The sequence below is a fragment of the Candidatus Limnocylindrales bacterium genome, assembly GCA_035559535.1.
Lineage (GTDB): Bacteria > Moduliflexota > Moduliflexia > Moduliflexales > JAUQPW01 > JAUQPW01.
Window position 1 is genome coordinate 78,748 of record DATMBG010000021.1, and the last position, 17,346, is coordinate 96,093.

The following is a 17,346-nucleotide window of genomic DNA, read 5'->3' on the forward strand; positions in this document are numbered from 1 at the left end:
TTCACCCTTCCGTTCTAGATCCCTCATCTGTGTATCTTCGTGACTTTGCGGCTGAATAATCACTTTACCTTTACGAATCGACTCTACAACTTTCCTTCTCGGATCAGCAGTTCGGCAATTTGAATTGCGTTGAGTGCAGCCCCTTTGCGGAGATTATCCGCCACAATCCACATATTTAACCCATTGGGAATCGTCTTATCTTCTCGAATGCGTCCTACATACACCTCATCTCTACCTGCCACATCGATGGCCAGAGGATACTCTCGCTGTTTGGGATTATCATAGACCACAACCCCGGGGGCTTTAGAGAGAATATCCCGGACTTCCTGTGCGGTTAGCTTCTTTTCGGTCTCTATATTGACCGACTCCGAATGACAATGGAAGACCGGAACCCGAACCGTTGTAGCCGTGACACGGATTGAATCGTCTTCCATAATCTTCTTGGTTTCGTTGATCATTTTCCATTCTTCTTTAGAGTAACCGTCCTCCAGGAACTCATCGATATGAGGAAGACAATTGAAGGCAATTTGATGAGGGTAGACTTTACAGACAATCTCTCTGAAGTTTAAGAGGGCCTTAGTCTGCTCTAATAACTCATCCATTCCTTTTTTACCGGTACCTGAAACGGATTGATAAGTCGAGACCACGATTCTTTTGATTTTAGCCCGATCATGGATCGGCTTCAAAGCAACGACCATTTGAATGGTTGAGCAATTGGGGTTTGCAATAAGTCCACGATGACGCAGAGCGGCTTGAGGGTTGACTTCAGGTACCACCAAAGGAACCTCCGGATCCATTCGGAAGGCACTGGTATTGTCGATGACAACCACTCCCTCTTTTACGGCAATGGGAGCAAATCGTTTACTCACACTGGCCCCCGGAGAAAAGAGACCTATTTCGATACCTTTAAAGGAATCTTCTTTAAGCTCTTCCACCGGAATTTCTTCCTCTTTGAATTCTAGCTTTCTTCCTACAGATTTACTGGATGCAAATAACCTTAAAGTCCGAACCGGAAAGTTTCGCTCTTCCAGGATCTTAATCATCTCGTTTCCAACGGCACCGGTGGCACCAACCACCGCAACATGGTAACCTTGCGCGCTCATTCTTGTTCAACTCCTGTTAAATATCCATCGGATTTTGAAATTTGCCATCGAAGGTAGAGAGCACTTTATGAGTGCTCTTACCTTTAAATCCTCGCTGGCATATTTCTTAAAGGGATTGGACCTAGGATCTTAAAACATTTTAATACAGAAGTAATGTAATATCGTAATTTCCAAAATCAAATTTTTGCAAGCAAAATTCTACATCTTTTTAAGCCGAAATAGCCTGGAACTGGGTTCTACCTGTCCGACCCTCGCTAATTTTTTCTGGATCGATTTGCGAGTATTCTTGGGTTCAGCACGAATTTTGAATCAACTTAGCCATTGTTTTATTTTGGGAAGAATTCCGTTTTTGACGTTAATCGATGCCAGCTATTACCCCATTACCCCGAGGAGGGGGTAGTTTATGGAGCAAGAAAAAAAAATAAGGGTCGGAGATATTGTGCGGGAATATAACCTCATAACCGAAGACCAATTAAATCTGGCCCTTAAAGAATCTAAAAAAACCGGAAAACGCTTAGGAGAAGCTCTGATCAGTCTGGGCCTGGTAACGGAAGGACAGCTTAACTGGGCTTTATCTCACCACCTCCATATCCCTCTTATAGAAAATTTAGACTTTAATACGCTGGATTTAGATTTAATTCGAAGTATTCCCCGGGAGGTTCTTCTCACCTACAGGGTTCTTCCCCTGGCAATTTTGGACGATGAAATGGCCGTAGCCATGGCAGACCCCACCGACTCAAAAGCTATAGAACGACTGGAAAGTATTACCGGGCGAAAGGTAAGACCTTCCATTGCTTCGGCCAGTCACATTTCGGCCGTTCTCTCCGAGTTTTTTGCCATTCCGGAACAAGAATACCGATTAGAATCCAGGGAGATTCAATCCTCAAGGGTTCCGCGGACCCATTTTGACCTGAAAGAAAACTTTTCCGGATCCTCTTTCCTGAACTTTCATCTGACCCAGGCCATTTCTGAAGATGCCGAGGAGATTCATATAGATCCCGTAGAAGAGGCTTTGTGGGTCAGATATAGAGTAAAAGGAACCTTAGAACATAAGTCTAAGGAATCTCTGGCATTTCACGAACCTGTCCTCCAGCAGTTACGGATTATGGGAAAGCTGCCTACCCTGGAGACTTCCTGGCAAAAAGCCGAGGTGAAGGTTCAGTTTAACGACCGGGAGTTCTACCTGGGTATTTCTATTTTTCCCACCCGACGGGGAGAGGCAGTCTGGATAAAAATCCTCAAAGAGCCTCCAAAGCCTCAAGAAAACCCGCTTTCTCCAATTCTGACCTCCGCCACGAGAAAATTTTCTTCCCGTTCCAACGGCTTATTCCTGGTTACCGGTTCCTTTCTTTCTGAAAGAAATTTTATTCTATCCGAATTGATGAGACAACTGGAATCTCCGGCCAGAAAGATCTTCGTTTTGGAAAAAAATGCGCTCCTTTCTCTCTGTGAAGGAGTCCAGGTGGTAAGCCCTCTGCCTAAGGAACCTTCAGATGAAAAAGCCTTGGAAGAACTTCTGAGTTTAAATCCAGAGGTTTTAGTCCTTGCAGAACCGGAGATTTTTTGGAATTTCCTCACCCCAGTCTTATGGGAGGCAGCCTCTTCCAGCACCTTAATTATCGGTACCCTCCCTTACAAAGATAGCGGGGAAGCCCTGGAGAATTTGTTACAAAAGATCAAGCCGATCTTTTTAGATCTGACGCTCCGATATGTCATAGCCGGAAACAGGTTTAAAAGGCTTTGCCAGGAGTGTCGGGAAAGTTACATCCCTTCCGCTGAGATACGAACTTTCCTAAATTTAGATGCAGACACCCATCTTTACCATACGAAGGGATGCGAGAAATGTAACTTTACGGGGGTCAATGGAGAAGTGAAGCTTTATGAACTTCTGGAGATAGATCGGGGAATTTTTACCGGCCTTCAGGGTACCGCCTTAACCCGTATACGGAAAGTTATCTTAGAGCGTATAAAAAATCCCATTGAGAAACAAGCCCTACAAAAACTGAAGGAAGGCCTGCTGTCCAAGGAAGAAGTTATTCTCAAGGTTCTTAACTAAAATCTAAAGTCGAGGCATCCGGATGGGATGCCCTTACCGGGAGGAATTTTAAGATGGATATCTCTGAATTGTTATTATTTGCTGAGAAACAAGGCGCTTCAGATTTACATATCAGTGCAGGTGAACCCCCTATGCTTCGAATTCATGGGGATATTAAGAAGATCAATCTCCCCCCTCTCAGTAAAGAAGAAGTTCATAAGATGCTCTACGACGTTATGGGTGACAGTCAGCGTAAGATATTTGAGGAAAGACACGAACTGGACTTTTCCATAGAGCTGGCAGATATAGCCCGATTCCGGGTGAATGTGTTTATGCAGAGACGGGGAGAGGCGGCTGTTTTTCGGTCTATTCCTACCAAGATTCTTTCCTTTGAGCAGTTGGGTTTACCGGAAGTATGCAAGAAAATTTGTGAGAACGATCGGGGATTGGTTCTGGTTACCGGACCTACCGGAAGCGGTAAATCGACCACCCTGGCTGCCATGATCGACTACATTAACGAAACCGAGCACGGGCATATCCTGACCATCGAGGATCCCATTGAGTTTATTCATAAATCCAAAAACTGTTTGATCAATCAAAGGGAGTTGGGTCCTCATACCCATAGCTTTGCCAACGCTCTAAGAAGTGCCTTGCGGGAAGACCCCGATGTCATTCTGGTGGGAGAGATGCGAGATCTCGAGACGATCAGTCTGGCTCTCACGGCAGCCGAAACAGGTCATCTGGTCTTTGCAACCCTTCATACCAGCAGTGCGCCTAAAACCGTGGATCGTATTATCGACGTTTTTCCCGCCGATGAACAGGCCCAAGTTCGGGCCATGCTGTCGGAATCCTTAAGGGCGGTCATCTCCCAGACCCTATTGAAAAGGGCCGACGGCAGAGGAAGGGTTGCCGCGCTGGAAATCCTCATTGGAGTTCCGGCTATTCGCAACCTGATTCGAGAGGCTAAAGTTCACCAGATGCCCTCCATCATGCAGACCGGTCAACAATATGGTATGCAGACCCTGGACCAGGTTTTGAAAGATTTGGTCATGAAACGCATCATTACCAAGGAAGAAGCCTTGAGCCGAACAACCAATCCCGATCTGTTTGAAGATGCAAAGAATATAAAACCTGTTGCAAGACCCGGTACTCCAACTGGAAGTGGAAGTACGACCGGAGGTATAAAAAGATAACCCAGAACTCAGGAGTCAGAAGCCAGAGGTCGGAATAAAGCCCTTAACCGGATGGGAACTCCCTTTATGCTACCTGCTGACGTCTGACTTCTGAATTCTGATTTTTGCTCCATGACGGTAAAAGACCTGCTCAAATTCATGGTTCAGCAAGATGCATCGGATCTCTATCTCACGGTGGATGCACCCCCTGTGTATCGAATTCAGGGAGTTACAAGACCTGCCGGCACGCAGAAATTGCTCCCCGAGCATACGGAACAGCTTGCCTACTCGGTCATGAATAAGCGCCAGCAAGAAATCTTTGAAAAGGAATATGAAATGAATCTAGCCCTCTACTACCCGGATCTGGGTCGGTTCCGGGTGAATATATTTCGCCAAAGGAACTGTGTGGGTCTGGTGATCCGGCAGATCAAAATGGAGATTAAAACCATTGATGATCTCCAGCTACCTGCTGTTCTTAAAAATATTGCCATGGCCAAACGAGGGTTGGTCCTGGTCGTAGGGGCTACAGGCTCCGGAAAGTCCACCACCCTGGCTGCCATGATCGATTATCGTAACTCCAATTCCCCGGGTCATATTGTGACCATAGAAGATCCAGTTGAGTACATACACCCCCATAAAAAATCCCTCGTAACCCAACGAGAAGTAGGTACCGATACCCTTTCCTTTGCCCACGCCTTGAAAAATACACTACGACAGGCACCCGACGTGATTCTGGTTGGAGAGATCCGAGATGTGGAAACCATGGAAGCCGCCGTGGCTTTTGCAGAAACCGGACATCTCTGTATGGGAACCCTTCATGCTAACAATGCCAACCAGGCCATTGAGAGAATCATGAATTTCTTCCCTGCCGAACGCCATCCCCAAATTTACCTGCAACTGGCCTTGAATTTACGTGCGATTATCTCCCAAAGATTAGTCCCAACCGTAGATGGAAAACGAACCGCTGCGGTGGAAATTTTGTTGGGAACCCCAAGGGTCCAGGATTTGATCCAAAAAGGGGAAGTCGACATCCTTAAAGAAGCCATGGAACAAAGTGTTCAGGAGGGAATGCAGAGCTTTGATCATGCATTATATATTCTTTATAAACAGGGCCGTATTCGCTATGAAGATGCCCTTGCGAATGCAGATAGCGCTAACAATCTTCGGCTAAAAATCAAGCTGGAAGAGGTCGGCCAGGGGGCCAGTAAAGAAGAAGTACTCAAGTCGACTCAAGGCCTAAAGATCCAGGAAGATGATCCCAAATCCTCCGGTCGGCTGCTGATCCCACGCCCTCCAAAGAAGTAACACCAAAAAGAATAGAGAAGCGGGGAGGTCTCCCCGCTCCTCTGAATCCTTTTTTAACCTCCCATTCGGCTAAATTGACCCGCCACATCGTTTATTTCAAGGAACCAACCCATAAAAACCTCTGAACCGATGTCTACAATTTGATCTGCCGCCACATCATCCACAAAGATAAAATACTGAAATGTTTTTTGGGCCTGAGAACTCGGATCAATTACATCCACCCGGAAATCGTGGGAACTTTGGATAGCAATTTGTGTGGTTAAAGCAGTGTGAGGACTTACTTCCACTTCAAATCCATTACTTCCATCTACAGCAATCCGCAAGGTTGAATCGGTTCGATTGATAATAGCTCCACAGCCGGGATCTGTACTCAACGTAACTCCGCACTGAGGGGATGGGACGGTACTGAGCGCAGAGGATGTGGAACTTGAAGTTATAAGATCAGAGCTCTCATCCTCACCACAACCGCCTAAGATTACTCCTAAAATTAAAAATAAAAGAGCGTAACTTATAAACGGCATCGTTTTGCTCATAAGTGCTCCTTATCTATTAAGGTTTAAATAAAGCCAAAGGGTACAAAGACCGTTCTTGATTAAATAAAATCCAAGCTCCCCATATGGATTAGGTGAAATTTTGTAATGGAAGGAAAGAAAAAAGTCAACACTTTTTATGTGAAAATTTACTCGTCTAAGTTAAAGATTTTAGATGACTTTTTGCTAACGATTAAATAATATTTATTTCGTTACAGGATAAAGGATAAGAGAAAACTAACCCTTGGTTAAAATTACTTACTACAAACTCTGCAGAGGAATAATCCTGGAGGAGGATTCTTGTATGCTTGAAGACCTGTTTGGATTAGAAGGAAAAGTAAGCCTGGTTACCGGAGCCGGTCGTGGAATCGGAAAAGCAGCAGCCATAGGACTTGCAGAAGCCGGTTCTCAGGTGGTTTTGGTAAGTCGTTCCCGGAATGAACTGGAAGAAGTGGCCCGGGAGGTTCGGAATCTGGGTCGAAAAGCCCTGGTACTTCCGGCGGATTTATTGCAATTTGATAAGATTCCAGAACTGGTAACCCGGACGGTTGAAGAGTTCGGACGATTAGATATTCTGGTCAACAACGCAGGAACCAACCTTAAGCGCCCCACCGTAGAAGTTCCCTGGGAAGACTTCGACAAGATTATCGGCTTGAATCTCAAAGCGGCCTTTATTCTCTCACAGGCTGCCATTAAACACATGTTGAAGCAGGGCAGTGGAAAGATCATCAATGTAACCTCCATGACTGCTGCTATCGGAATTCCAACCAGTGCCATCTATTGTTCCAGTAAAGGAGGACTTCAGCAGTTGACCAAATCTCTGGCGGTCGAGCTGGCTCCCAAGAACATTCAGGTAAATGCCATCGCTCCGGGTATGATTGAGACCGAATTAGCCAAACCCATCCTGGCCAGGCCGGAATTTCGGAACTGGGTCATGCCGAAAATTCCCATGGGGCGGTTGGGAGTACCCGATGATTTGAAAGGAGCCTTTATTTTCCTGGCAAGTCCGGCGTCCAATTACGTTACCGGACACACCCTCTTTGTAGACGGCGGCTGGCTGGCCGGATAGTACCGGTCCCCAAAATGCTTTTTGTGACCCATTTCCACGACTCAACTTCCTATCTTAGCCCCGGTGGGGCATACGCGCCAGGATAAGAATATTAACCCCGGCAGGGCAACCTGTAGATAACCCCTGGTGTAAGCCAGGGGAAACAGGATTCTATCTGTCAAACGGGGACGTTTGGCCTACTCCGGCTTGAAAAATCCTGAATCTCTGAATCCTCTGACTTTCGTCGGGGGCTACCAACTGCTCCCCCCTAACCGGGCTGTTCAGCTTAACCTGGGGCATAGGCCCCGGGGAGGTCCTGTTTTCTCCCCAGGATTTTCATAATTTATCTTGACAGAATCTTCAAGAAAGCTAAGCTTAAAAACAGGTTGCAGCAGACAGGCTCAGACAATATCAACTTCAAAGTAAGGAGAACAAGCTATGAGGCGGATACACGATCGAGGGGGATGGCCTGATGCCGGTCCGATCCATAAATCTGAACATGATTATGCCATATGGGAGAAACGGACCGATGCCTTGCTGGTTTTGTTGACAAGCCCCCAGAAGAATATCATGAAGGTCGATGAACTGCGCCGGGCGATTGAGAGCCTGGAACCGGATCAATATGAAAAGCTAACCTATTATGAGAAGTGGATTACCGCCATCGAAATGATTATGATCGAGAAGGGAATCCTAACCCGTGAAGAAATTGATCGGAAAGTCGAAGAACTGGAGGCTCAGGGGAGAATATGAATTCTGAGACACGGAGACATGGGGACACGGAGACATTTCCCCGCGTCCCCATGTCTCCGTGTCCTAAACAGGGTCCTTTTTTGAAAGGTGACTAAATTTAAACCTGGAGATAGGGTTCGGATCAGAACAGGTTCTCCACCCGGGCATTTTCGTACCCCGGCCTATATTCAGGGTAAGGTGGGGATTATTAAAACAATCCATGGTTTGTTTGGGAATCCGGAATCCCTTGCATACGGAGGAGATGGATTGCCAAAACAGGTTCTCTATCAGGTTTGTTTTGATCAAACCCAGGTTTGGGAAGAGTATAAAGGATCTTCCCGAGACAAGCTTCTCATAGATATTTATGAACATTGGCTGGAACCGGTCTGAGAACCGGTAGCCCCAATTTTTGGGGAACGACTTGGGATCTTTTTTATTAAAAACAACCGAGGTCGTTGCTCCAATCGGGTAAGTATGCACAAAGACCATCCTTTAGAAGCTCATGTGCCTGTTCAAAATGAGCCTGAACTCACCTATTACGAGAAGCGGACTTATGCTATTCAGGCTCTTTTGATTGAGAAAGGAATCATAACCGCGGATGAAGTTCGTCGGGCAGTTGAAGATATGGATTCACGGACCCCTGCTTTGGGAGCAAAGGTTGTAGCCCGAGCCTGGGTGGATCCGGCGTTTAAAGCACGTCTTTTGTCCGATGCGAAGGCGGCAGTGGCCGAACTGGGAATAGAGGTCAGTCCGCTAAGCGTTCTTGTTGCGGTTGAAAATACCGAAAAGGTTCATCACGTCGTGGTGTGCACCTTATGCTCCTGTTACCCCCGTTCTATCCTGGGTTTACCTCCAGACTGGTACAAGAGTTTGAACTACAGATCCAGGGTTGTAGCAGATCCACGGGGTGTCTTAAAGGAGTTTGGACTGGAACTGGACCCCGATGTAGAAGTACGGGTTCTGGATAGTACGGCGGATATGCGTTATCTGGTTATTCCGGCACGTCCACCTGGGACGGAAAACATGAGTGAAGAGGAACTTGCCGGTTTGGTCACCAGGGATAGTATGATCGGCGTCGCGAAAGCCCGCAATCCCGGCGAACCCTAGGCTATAAGTGGGGGCCATGAGCTCAGGATAGAAAACAAATTCCTCACAGCCCATGGCGTAGAACCTATTGTCTTTTTGTGTTATTGGAACTTCATATAGAAAATTTTGCTATTATTGATAAACTCCACGTGGAATTTTCCAAAGGATTCAATGTCCTTACCGGGGAAACGGGAGCCGGAAAATCTATTCTTATTGATGCCCTTAGTCTGGCCCTAGGAAGTAAATCCAGCAGCGAGATGATTCGATCCGATGCCGAAAAGGCGGTGGTAGAGATACGGGTGGATGTGCAGGAGAATGAAACGGTCAGAACCAAAGCAGTGGAGTTGGGATTTTTAAGTCCTTCGGAAGAATCCCAGGAGTTGATCATTCGTCGGGAAATCTCCCGAAGCGGCAAGGGTCGTGCCCTTATCAACGGCAATCTGGCAACTACTGCCATGCTGGCAGAACTCGGAGAAAATCTCATCGACATCCACGGTCAACACCAACACCAGTCTCTCCTGAAACCTTCTATCCATATCGACCTGTTGGATGCTTTTGGAGGTCTGTTAAAGCTTCGCAAAGAGTTTGAAGAAAAGTTTCAAAGGTTCAAACAGGTCCAGACGGAACTTCGGGAATTAAAAGAAAGTATTCGGACCCGGATGCAGCGCCTGGATCTACTGAATTTTCAAAAGCAAGAAATTGAAAAAGCTCACCTGATTCCGGGGGAAGATGAAGAACTTCAGCGGGAAAGGAAACTTCTTTCCGCTGCGGAACGACTGGCTACCGAGACCCAGGAAGCCTATGAACTCCTCTACGGTGGGGAAGAATCCCTGGTGGACAGGTTAGGACAGGTACTGAATTTATTAAAAGACCTGACCCAAATCGATGATTCACTATCTCCCCTGTTAAGTTCTTGCGAATCTATTGGTTACCAGTTGGAAGATATAGCTTATTCTCTTCGGGATTATGCTCAAAAGGTTGAGTTTAATCCTCAACGATTAGAGGAAATTGAGCGACGCCTGGACGAACTCCATCGACTCAAGAGAAAATACGGAAATACCCTTTCGGATATCCTGGATTTGAAAAAGAGTATTGAGGAAGAGTTAGCGTCTTACGATGAAGGAGAGGAGAGGTTGGAGAAGTTAGAAAACACTTTTAGAAATTTAGAAGAAGAACTGCGCATGCGTGCTGAAGAGTTATCCCGGCGGCGACAAGAGGTTGCTAAAAACATGGAATTATTGGTCATGAAAGAACTCGGCGAGTTAAATATGGATAAAACCCGGTTTCAAATAACCCTGGAGCCCGGTAATTCAGGAGAATATCCCTTTACCTCTAAGGGGAAGGACAGGGTGGAATTTTTTATGGCTCCTAACCCGGGGGAGGATCTAAAGCCTCTCAGTAAGATCGCTTCGGGAGGCGAGATATCCCGAATTATGCTGGCGTTTAAGACCATCTTAGCTTCCGTAGATAACGTTTCAACCCTTATCTTTGATGAAGTAGACCTGGGAATTGGAGGACGGATCGCCGAGATGGTCGGCAAAAAGTTAAAATTTATTTCGTCTTCCCGACAGGTTATTTGTATAACCCATCTTCCCCAGATAGCCAGTAAAGCCGATTTACATCTCCAGATCTCCAAGGAAGTTCAGGGGGGTAAGACTCTCACAAAGGTTCGAAGGCTATCGGAGTCCGAGCGAATAGAGGAGATTGCCCGGATGCTGGGAGGAGAAACAATTACAGAGACCACGTTGAAGCATGCGCGGGAAATGCTGGGATATTAAACTTTTCCCCTTGACAAAGGGGCTTGTAACTTAGTAATAATTAATATCTATGGCTTAAAACAAAAACGAAACCGGGAGTGAAAGCCGAAAATTCCGAACTCCTATCATCCAGAGGGATATCAGTTCGTGAATCTTTATCCTGGGTCATTTTCAGTTAAAAACTATGAAAACATTTTCAGCCAAGAAAGAGGAAGTTCAGCATAAGTGGTATGTAATTAATGCAGAGGGAAAGGTTTTAGGCCGACTGGCAGTTGAAATCGCTAAGAGATTAAGAGGTAAGCATAAACCTATTTTTACTCCCCATGTAGATACCGGGGATTATATCATCGTCACCAATGCGAGTAAAATTACCTTGACAGGTCGGAAGTTGCAACATAAAGTTTACATCCGGCATAGTGGGTACCCCGGCGGATTAAAATCTATAACGGCAGAAAAATTGCTAAAGGAAAAACCGGAGAGATTGATTGAGGCCGCTGTGTGGGGAATGTTACCCAAAAACCGGTTAAGTCGAAAGCTTTTGCATAAGCTAAAGGTATATGCTGGACCGGAGCATCCCCATCAGGCCCAGCGACCTGAGCCGTTAAATATATAGATACAGACATTCTTGAAGTTAGAGGGTGAAAGTCAGAATAACTCCCTTATCGGGGACAGGGGAAATGCCCCTGGCTCCCAGAGGAGAAAGTGTGGGGAAGGTTTTTATTCTAACTTTCAACCTCGGACTTCTGGATTTTAAAAATGGAAGGTGAAAACGTAATCCAGCAGTACTATGGTACCGGAAAGAGGAAGACGGCCATAGCAAGAGTCTGGCTAAGACCTGGTAAGGGTCGTATAACCGTCAATAAAATCCCCATTGATAAATACTTTCCCCGCGACACCTTAAAAACCTTCATTAAACAACCTTTAAAACTCACGAAAAATCTTAATACTTTCGATATTTACGTAAATGTTCATGGAGGTGGAAAAAGCGGACAAGCGGGGGCAATTCGACATGGCATAGCCCGGGCTTTGCTAAATTACGATCTTGAATTGCGCCCTGTGTTGAAAAAAGCGGGCTTACTCACCCGAGATGCACGGGTAAAAGAGAGGAAAAAATACGGACAACGCGGAGCGAGAGCCCGATTTCAATTTTCTAAAAGATAATTTTTTATATTCATTCAAAGGGGTTTTCAGGGTACCTTCTTCCCATGAAAGCCCTTTGAGTGAAAGGAGGGAGTTGGTTGAGCGAAATAACCATGAAGGAATTATTAGAGGCTGGGGTCCACTTTGGGCACCAGACCAAGCGATGGAACCCAAAGATGAAGAAATATATCTTTGGGGAACGGAACGGTATTTATATTATAGATTTACAGAAAACCTTGAAGAAGTTTAAGGAAGCATATGAAAAAATTGTAGATACCGTTGCAAAGGGAGGTAAAATTCTCCTGGTTGGGACTAAAAAACAAGCGCGAGATGTTATTGTTGAGGAAGCCAAACGTTGTGGGATGTATTACGTGAATCAACGTTGGTTGGGGGGAACCTTAACCAACTTTTCTACTATTAAGAACAGTATCGAAAAGCTTAAACGGCTGGAACAACTGAAACAGGAACCTGAAAGTAGCCCCTTAATCAAGAAAGAGAGATTACGTCTGGAGCGGACCATTGCGAAGCTTGAGAAGTTTCTAGGAGGCATTAAAGACATGGATAGGCTTCCGGATATGCTCTTCGTGATCGATCCCAAGAAAGAGAAGATTGCAGTTGCTGAAGCAAATAAACTGGGCATTCCCATTGTGGCCATTGTGGATACCAATTGTGATCCGGATAAAATTGATTATGTGATTCCAGGTAATGATGATGCGATTCGGGCCATTAAATTATTCGCTTCTAAAGTTGCAGATGCCGTACTGGAAGGTAAAGCAATCCTGGAGAGCCAGCAAGCCGCTATGGAAAAGCTTCCAGAATTTGAGAAGACTCAAGGAGAATCTGAAAAAGAGAGTAAACTAGAAGACTCTGAAGAGCCTATAGAAGGAGTTAAATCGACGACTCCTTCCAACGAGGAACAAGTGGTAGTATCCTAATCAACTATGCACAATGGACAATGAGCCAGGAACCCCAAGGTTCATTGTTAATTGCTAATTGCTCATTGCGAAGTTAAAATGGAAATATCAGCAGAACTGGTTAAGAAATTGCGAGCCAAAACGGGTGCAGGTGTTATGGATTGTAAAATAGCTCTCCAGGAAGCCCAAGGGGACCCTGAAAAAGCTATTGAGATTCTTAAGAAAAAAGGTCTGGCAGCTGCAGCCAAAAAAGCCGATCGTATTGCCACGGAAGGTCTTATTGGTTCTTATATCCATGCCGGGGGAAAAATAGGTGTTCTGTTGGAGGTAAATTGTGAGACCGATTTTGTAGCCAGAACCGAGGAATTTCAAACTTTGGTTAAGGACCTTGCCATGCATATTGCAGCCTCCAATCCCTCGTATCTTCGGCGAGAAGATATTCCGGCGGAAATTCTGAATAAGGAACGGGAAATCTATAAAGCTCAGATGGAAGGATCTGGGAAGCCAGAGAAAGTTATTGAGAAGATCGTAGACGGTAAAATGGAAAAATACTTTGCGGAAGTTTGTTTGTATGAACAACCTTTTATAAAAGATACCGATAAAACGATCCGGGATTTGATCAACGAGTATATCGCCAAGTTTGGTGAGAATATTAACATTCGACGCTTTGTCCGCTTTCAGTTGGGAGAAGGTTTAGAGAAAAAATAGCCATGCAAGTAAAACCTGTATATCGAAGGATCCTCTTGAAGCTAAGTGGAGAAGCCTTAGCAGGGGAAGAAGGTTATGGAATCGACTCGAAGGTGCTGGATTTTATCGCCGAAGAGATTAAGGAAATTTATGAGTTAGGCATAGAGATTGCCATAGTTATAGGAGGCGGTAATATCTTCAGGGGTATTCAAGGAGCTGCCAAGGGAATGGAGCGGGCCTCTGCAGATTATATGGGAATGCTGGCAACCGTATTAAATGCCCTCTCGCTCCAATATGCCCTGGAAAAACTTGGGGTGAATACCAGGGTTCAAACGGCCATTGAAATGAAAGAATTGGCCGAACCTTATATCCGTCGACGGGCTATTCGACATCTGGAAAAAGGGAGAATTGTCATCTTCGCCGCCGGTACCGGCAATCCCTTCTTCACCACAGATACGGCTGCAGCCCTTCGGGCTATGGAAATCGGGGCTGAAGTCATACTTAAAGCCACCAAAGTGGATGGAGTTTATACGGCAGACCCTCTGCTAAATCCCCAGGCCGAAAGGTTTAAAGAATTAAGTTACCTGGATGTTCTCCAAAAGCAATTGAGAGTGATGGACTCCACAGCCGTGTCTCTCTGTATGGATAACAATCTACCCATTATCGTGTTTAACCTCCGTGAAAAGGGTAATATGAAGCGGATTCTACTGGGAGAGGATATAGGAACTATCGTAAAATAAACAATGAACCCAGAACAATGAGCAGTTACCAATTAACAATGGTTAATGGTTCATGGTTAATGGTTCATTGGGAATTGTTACACGATGATACAGGATGTTTACAAAAAAGTTGAAGAGACGATGCAGAAAACCCTTAACGTCCTTCAGCGAGAATTTGCTTCAATTCGAACTGGGCGGGCTTCTGTTAGTCTGCTAGATGGTATTACCGTCGATTATTATGGAACTCCAACGCCCCTAAACCAAGTCGCAACCCTCTCGGCACCTGAAAGTAACCTGATTGTTATTCAACCCTGGGATCCTACCACCATCAAGGAAATTGAAAAGGCCATCCTGAGATCCGATTTAGGTCTGACTCCTACCTCCGATGGAAAAGTCATACGTCTGTCCGTTCCCCCTTTAACCGAAGAACGACGTAAACAGCTCGTAAAGGTAGTAAAAAAAATAGCCGAGGAATCCCGGGTTGCTATTCGTCAAATCAGGAAAGATGGGAATGACGACTTAAAACGCCTGGAAAAAAATAAAGAAATCTCGGAAGATGAACTCCATAAAGCTCAAGAACAAATTCAGAAAATTACCGATAAATATATGAAAAAAATAGATGAACTGTTAGAGAAAAAAGAAGAAGAAATCATGGAGATCTGATTTTTGATCGTTGTCCGTTAAGAATAACCTGGCCCAATGGATAACAGGGTAGAAGGGACAACGGACAACAGGTAATGACCGGCGAACCGTGAGCAACGAACAACAAACCCTTCGTCAAGACCCAGGCCGGGTAGCAGACAACGGATCCCAAGAGCTTCTTTCCCGAATCGACAAGACTAAATTGCCCCGCCATATAGCGATAATTATGGACGGAAATGGACGCTGGGCAAGGCAACGCCATCTTCCCAGGATAGAGGGGCATCGAGCCGGAGCTAAAGCCGTCCGAGATACCGTAGAAGCCTGTGCAGAATTAGGAATTGAAGTGTTAACCCTCTATGCTTTCTCGGCAGAAAACTGGAAAAGACCGATCTCCGAAGTCATGGCGCTTATGGGCATGCTGGTGGAGTACCTTCAAAAGGAGTTAAAAACCCTCGAGGATAATAATATTCGGTTAATTACCATCGGTCGAACCCAAGAGTTACCCTTTCCTGCTCAAGAAGCTCTTAAGTTTACAATTAATAAAACCAAAAATAATCAAGGCCTTACTTTAAATCTCGCTTTGAATTACGGAGGTCAGATAGAAATTCTGGATGCGGTGTTACGAATCGTTCAAGATATCGAAAATAAAAAATTATCCCCTAAAGATTTAACGGTTTCGGTCTTCAACAATTATCTATATACAGCAGGACTTCCGGATCTGGATCTTATGATCAGAACCAGTGGAGAAATGCGGGTGAGTAATTTCCTGTTATGGCAGCTTGCCTACGCAGAAATCCATGTAACCCCTGTGCTCTGGCCGGATTTCCGACGCCAACACTTATATGAAGCATTGCTGGATTTTCAAAAAAGAGAGCGCCGATTCGGTCGGGTTGAAGGAGATAACTATGATGGATAGCCTAGTTTTAAAACCATTTTATAATTCTCGAGGCGATGCCAGACTTAATTTCATTCTTGCTATCATTATAGTTGCCGTTATTATTTATATCATTAAACAAGTAGCTCCGGTTTGGATCGATTATTACGGCCTTAAAGATTATGTAACCGAACAGGCCCAATACGGTTCCTGCCGGGATGTGGACAGTATTAAAGAGAATATTGTAAAGAAAATAAAAGAATATCCCAATACGGTCGTTAAAGAAGATCAAGTGAAAGTGTCCTGCGATGGAGGAATTATGAAGGTCCAGGCTTCCTATCGAAGAAGATTAGAATTACCCGGCTACTCAAGAAATCTGGCCTTTGATATCGATACCGGAGTGCGGAAATTCTAATAAGATAGGGGCGGGTTTGAAACCCTACCCCTATCTTATCTTTAAACCTGTGTGAGAATTGGCCTCGATGCTCGATTAGCCTTTTACGATAGGACCGGAATCGGTCAATATACCCGCGCCCTCCTGACCTATCTACCCACGGTAAGCACCGATCAAGATCTTTACTTTCTTTTCTGTGATCGGCAACCCTTCGTAAACCCCTGGTCAGATCCCCGATTGAATATTGTTCCCATTCCTCGAAAACAAAGGATTCTTTGGACAAATTTCTCCCTTCCACCTTTCTTGAAAGCCAAACAGATCGACCTTTACCATGGCGTCTGCAATTTTGAACTACCTGTACGTAAAGTCTGTCCTTACGTGGTAACAATCCATGACCTGATCCCTTTATTTTTCCCCAAACTGGTTCCTAAAAAACATCTTCTATTATTTCACATCTTGATGAGATGGGTTGCCCGGATAGCCGATAAAATTATCACCGATTCTAATTCCTCTAAAAAAGACATCCTGGACCGATTGGGAGTTCCTGAGGAGAAAATACAGGTCATTTACCTGGCTCATCATCCCGTTTATCGCCCTATCCCAGACCGGAATAAGATAGAATCCATACTGGCAAAGTATCGTTTAAACGGTAAATATCTGCTTTTTACCGGGGTCTTAGAGCCAAAGAAAAACCTTCTTCGGCTTATCGAAGCCTTCTATCTCCTTAAAACCCAGATAAACCCCCATAAAGACCTTAAATTGGTTCTTGTGGGTGGAACGGGATGGGGGTATACCGGAGCCGGTGAAAATCTTCCCAGGCTTATTGAACAGAGGGAATTGAAGGAAGAAGTCATCTTTACAGGCTATGTACCCGACGAAGATCTTCCCTATCTTTACAATGGAGCCGAACTTTTTGTCTTTCCTTCTCTTTACGAAGGATTTGGTCTTCCGGTTTTAGAAGCTATGGCCTGCGGTACTCCCGTGGTCACCTCAAAGGTCTCTTCCTTACCTGAAATCGTAGGTGAAGCCGGTAAGTTGATTAATCCTTATGATCCTCGAAGCATTGCAGAAGGGATTTCAGAGGTTTTGACCAACCAGACCCTTCGACAATCCATGATCGAAAAGGGATTGCAACGGGCCCATCTTTTCTCCTGGCAGCGGACTGCTGCAGAAACCCTGGCCGTATATCGATCCGTAACTAAAGGTTAGAC

At 45.2% G+C, this 17,346-nt stretch carries 19 protein-coding genes; 17 read left to right on the forward strand and 2 right to left on the reverse strand.

Annotated elements, in window-relative coordinates; genetic code table 11:
• Positions 1-83: 83 nt before the first annotated feature.
• Entirely contained in the window at positions 84-1,103 is a 1,020-nt protein-coding gene (locus tag VNM22_06215; GenBank protein ID HWP46739.1) for an aspartate-semialdehyde dehydrogenase, read from the reverse strand.
• Positions 1,104-1,506: 403 nt separating this feature from the next.
• Here VNM22_06215 and VNM22_06220 point away from each other — a divergent pair, with 403 nt between their 5' ends.
• From VNM22_06220 to VNM22_06230, 3 genes are all read left to right on the forward strand, one after another.
• Positions 1,507-3,159 carry an ATPase, T2SS/T4P/T4SS family gene (locus tag VNM22_06220; protein ID HWP46740.1) on the forward strand — a complete coding sequence of 551 codons (1,653 nt, stop codon included), beginning with the start codon at positions 1,507-1,509 and terminating at the stop codon, positions 3,157-3,159.
• A 53-nt stretch (positions 3,160-3,212) separates the two neighbouring features.
• Positions 3,213-4,331, forward strand: coding sequence for a type IV pilus twitching motility protein PilT (locus tag VNM22_06225; protein ID HWP46741.1), 1,119 nt, complete (start codon positions 3,213-3,215; stop codon positions 4,329-4,331).
• A gap of 111 nt (positions 4,332-4,442) precedes the next feature.
• The gene (locus tag VNM22_06230; GenBank protein ID HWP46742.1) at positions 4,443-5,615 is read left to right on the forward strand and encodes a PilT/PilU family type 4a pilus ATPase; all 1,173 of its coding nucleotides are present in this window, start codon (positions 4,443-4,445) and stop codon (positions 5,613-5,615) included.
• Positions 5,616-5,668: 53 nt separating this feature from the next.
• Here the strand turns inward: VNM22_06230 and VNM22_06235 are convergent, their stop codons facing one another.
• Complete coding sequence (locus VNM22_06235) at positions 5,669-6,148, reverse strand: hypothetical protein (protein ID HWP46743.1); 480 nt, start codon at positions 6,146-6,148, stop codon at positions 5,669-5,671.
• 301 nt (positions 6,149-6,449) lie between these two features.
• Between VNM22_06235 and VNM22_06240 the strand changes: the two genes are divergently transcribed.
• The 14 genes from VNM22_06240 (at position 6,450) to VNM22_06305 (ending at position 17,344) form a co-directional block, all read left to right on the forward strand.
• Positions 6,450-7,214 (forward strand): glucose 1-dehydrogenase, encoded by a 765-nt coding sequence (locus VNM22_06240; protein HWP46744.1) that lies wholly within the window; start codon positions 6,450-6,452, stop codon positions 7,212-7,214.
• A gap of 417 nt (positions 7,215-7,631) precedes the next feature.
• The gene (locus VNM22_06245; GenBank protein ID HWP46745.1) at positions 7,632-7,943 is read left to right on the forward strand and encodes a hypothetical protein; all 312 of its coding nucleotides are present in this window, start codon (positions 7,632-7,634) and stop codon (positions 7,941-7,943) included.
• A gap of 87 nt (positions 7,944-8,030) precedes the next feature.
• Positions 8,031-8,312, forward strand: a complete 282-nt coding sequence (locus tag VNM22_06250) for an SH3-like domain-containing protein (protein HWP46746.1) — start codon at positions 8,031-8,033, stop codon at positions 8,310-8,312.
• Positions 8,313-8,396: 84 nt separating this feature from the next.
• A complete protein-coding gene (gene nthA, locus VNM22_06255) occupies positions 8,397-9,029 on the forward strand; it encodes a nitrile hydratase subunit alpha (GenBank protein ID HWP46747.1) in 633 nt (210 codons plus the stop codon).
• A 77-nt stretch (positions 9,030-9,106) separates the two neighbouring features.
• Positions 9,107-10,786: a DNA repair protein RecN gene (recN, locus tag VNM22_06260; protein ID HWP46748.1), complete on the forward strand. Its 1,680-nt coding sequence runs from the start codon at positions 9,107-9,109 to the stop codon at positions 10,784-10,786.
• 163 nt (positions 10,787-10,949) lie between these two features.
• Entirely contained in the window at positions 10,950-11,378 is a 429-nt protein-coding gene (gene rplM / locus VNM22_06265; protein ID HWP46749.1) for a 50S ribosomal protein L13, read from the forward strand.
• 143 nt (positions 11,379-11,521) lie between these two features.
• The gene (gene rpsI, locus VNM22_06270) at positions 11,522-11,926 is read left to right on the forward strand and encodes a 30S ribosomal protein S9 (protein HWP46750.1); all 405 of its coding nucleotides are present in this window, start codon (positions 11,522-11,524) and stop codon (positions 11,924-11,926) included.
• 77 nt (positions 11,927-12,003) lie between these two features.
• The gene (gene rpsB / locus VNM22_06275; GenBank protein ID HWP46751.1) at positions 12,004-12,840 is read left to right on the forward strand and encodes a 30S ribosomal protein S2; all 837 of its coding nucleotides are present in this window, start codon (positions 12,004-12,006) and stop codon (positions 12,838-12,840) included.
• Between the two features lie 78 nt (positions 12,841-12,918).
• Positions 12,919-13,527, forward strand: coding sequence for a translation elongation factor Ts (gene tsf, locus VNM22_06280; GenBank protein ID HWP46752.1), 609 nt, complete (start codon positions 12,919-12,921; stop codon positions 13,525-13,527).
• Between the two features lie 2 nt (positions 13,528-13,529).
• Positions 13,530-14,246: a UMP kinase gene (gene pyrH / locus VNM22_06285; protein ID HWP46753.1), complete on the forward strand. Its 717-nt coding sequence runs from the start codon at positions 13,530-13,532 to the stop codon at positions 14,244-14,246.
• Between the two features lie 84 nt (positions 14,247-14,330).
• Positions 14,331-14,888, forward strand: coding sequence for a ribosome recycling factor (frr, locus tag VNM22_06290; protein HWP46754.1), 558 nt, complete (start codon positions 14,331-14,333; stop codon positions 14,886-14,888).
• An 88-nt stretch (positions 14,889-14,976) separates the two neighbouring features.
• Positions 14,977-15,783, forward strand: coding sequence for an isoprenyl transferase (locus VNM22_06295; protein HWP46755.1), 807 nt, complete (start codon positions 14,977-14,979; stop codon positions 15,781-15,783).
• The gene (locus VNM22_06300) at positions 15,773-16,156 is read left to right on the forward strand and encodes a hypothetical protein (protein HWP46756.1); all 384 of its coding nucleotides are present in this window, start codon (positions 15,773-15,775) and stop codon (positions 16,154-16,156) included. The genes VNM22_06295 and VNM22_06300 overlap by 11 nt, the downstream gene beginning before the upstream one ends.
• 51 nt (positions 16,157-16,207) lie before the next feature.
• Positions 16,208-17,344: a glycosyltransferase family 1 protein gene (locus tag VNM22_06305; GenBank protein HWP46757.1), complete on the forward strand. Its 1,137-nt coding sequence runs from the start codon at positions 16,208-16,210 to the stop codon at positions 17,342-17,344.
• Positions 17,345-17,346: the final 2 nt, after the last annotated feature.

What these genes read in the sequence shown, in the direction of transcription:
- VNM22_06235 (HWP46743.1), bottom strand. Translation starts at nt 6,148, where the DNA reads ATGAGCAAAACGATGCCGTTTATAAGTTACGCTCTTTTATTTTTAATT.
- VNM22_06220 (HWP46740.1), top strand. Translation starts at nt 1,507, where the DNA reads ATGGAGCAAGAAAAAAAAATAAGGGTCGGAGATATTGTGCGGGAATAT.
- frr (HWP46754.1), top strand. Translation starts at nt 14,331, where the DNA reads ATGATACAGGATGTTTACAAAAAAGTTGAAGAGACGATGCAGAAAACC.
- rpsI (HWP46750.1), top strand. Translation starts at nt 11,522, where the DNA reads ATGGAAGGTGAAAACGTAATCCAGCAGTACTATGGTACCGGAAAGAGG.
- rplM (HWP46749.1), top strand. Translation starts at nt 10,950, where the DNA reads ATGAAAACATTTTCAGCCAAGAAAGAGGAAGTTCAGCATAAGTGGTAT.
- VNM22_06215 (HWP46739.1), bottom strand. Translation starts at nt 1,103, where the DNA reads ATGAGCGCGCAAGGTTACCATGTTGCGGTGGTTGGTGCCACCGGTGCC.
- VNM22_06300 (HWP46756.1), top strand. Translation starts at nt 15,773, where the DNA reads ATGATGGATAGCCTAGTTTTAAAACCATTTTATAATTCTCGAGGCGAT.
- VNM22_06230 (HWP46742.1), top strand. Translation starts at nt 4,443, where the DNA reads ATGACGGTAAAAGACCTGCTCAAATTCATGGTTCAGCAAGATGCATCG.
- VNM22_06240 (HWP46744.1), top strand. Translation starts at nt 6,450, where the DNA reads ATGCTTGAAGACCTGTTTGGATTAGAAGGAAAAGTAAGCCTGGTTACC.
- tsf (HWP46752.1), top strand. Translation starts at nt 12,919, where the DNA reads ATGGAAATATCAGCAGAACTGGTTAAGAAATTGCGAGCCAAAACGGGT.
- nthA (HWP46747.1), top strand. Translation starts at nt 8,397, where the DNA reads ATGCACAAAGACCATCCTTTAGAAGCTCATGTGCCTGTTCAAAATGAG.
- VNM22_06245 (HWP46745.1), top strand. Translation starts at nt 7,632, where the DNA reads ATGAGGCGGATACACGATCGAGGGGGATGGCCTGATGCCGGTCCGATC.
- pyrH (HWP46753.1), top strand. Translation starts at nt 13,530, where the DNA reads ATGCAAGTAAAACCTGTATATCGAAGGATCCTCTTGAAGCTAAGTGGA.
- VNM22_06225 (HWP46741.1), top strand. Translation starts at nt 3,213, where the DNA reads ATGGATATCTCTGAATTGTTATTATTTGCTGAGAAACAAGGCGCTTCA.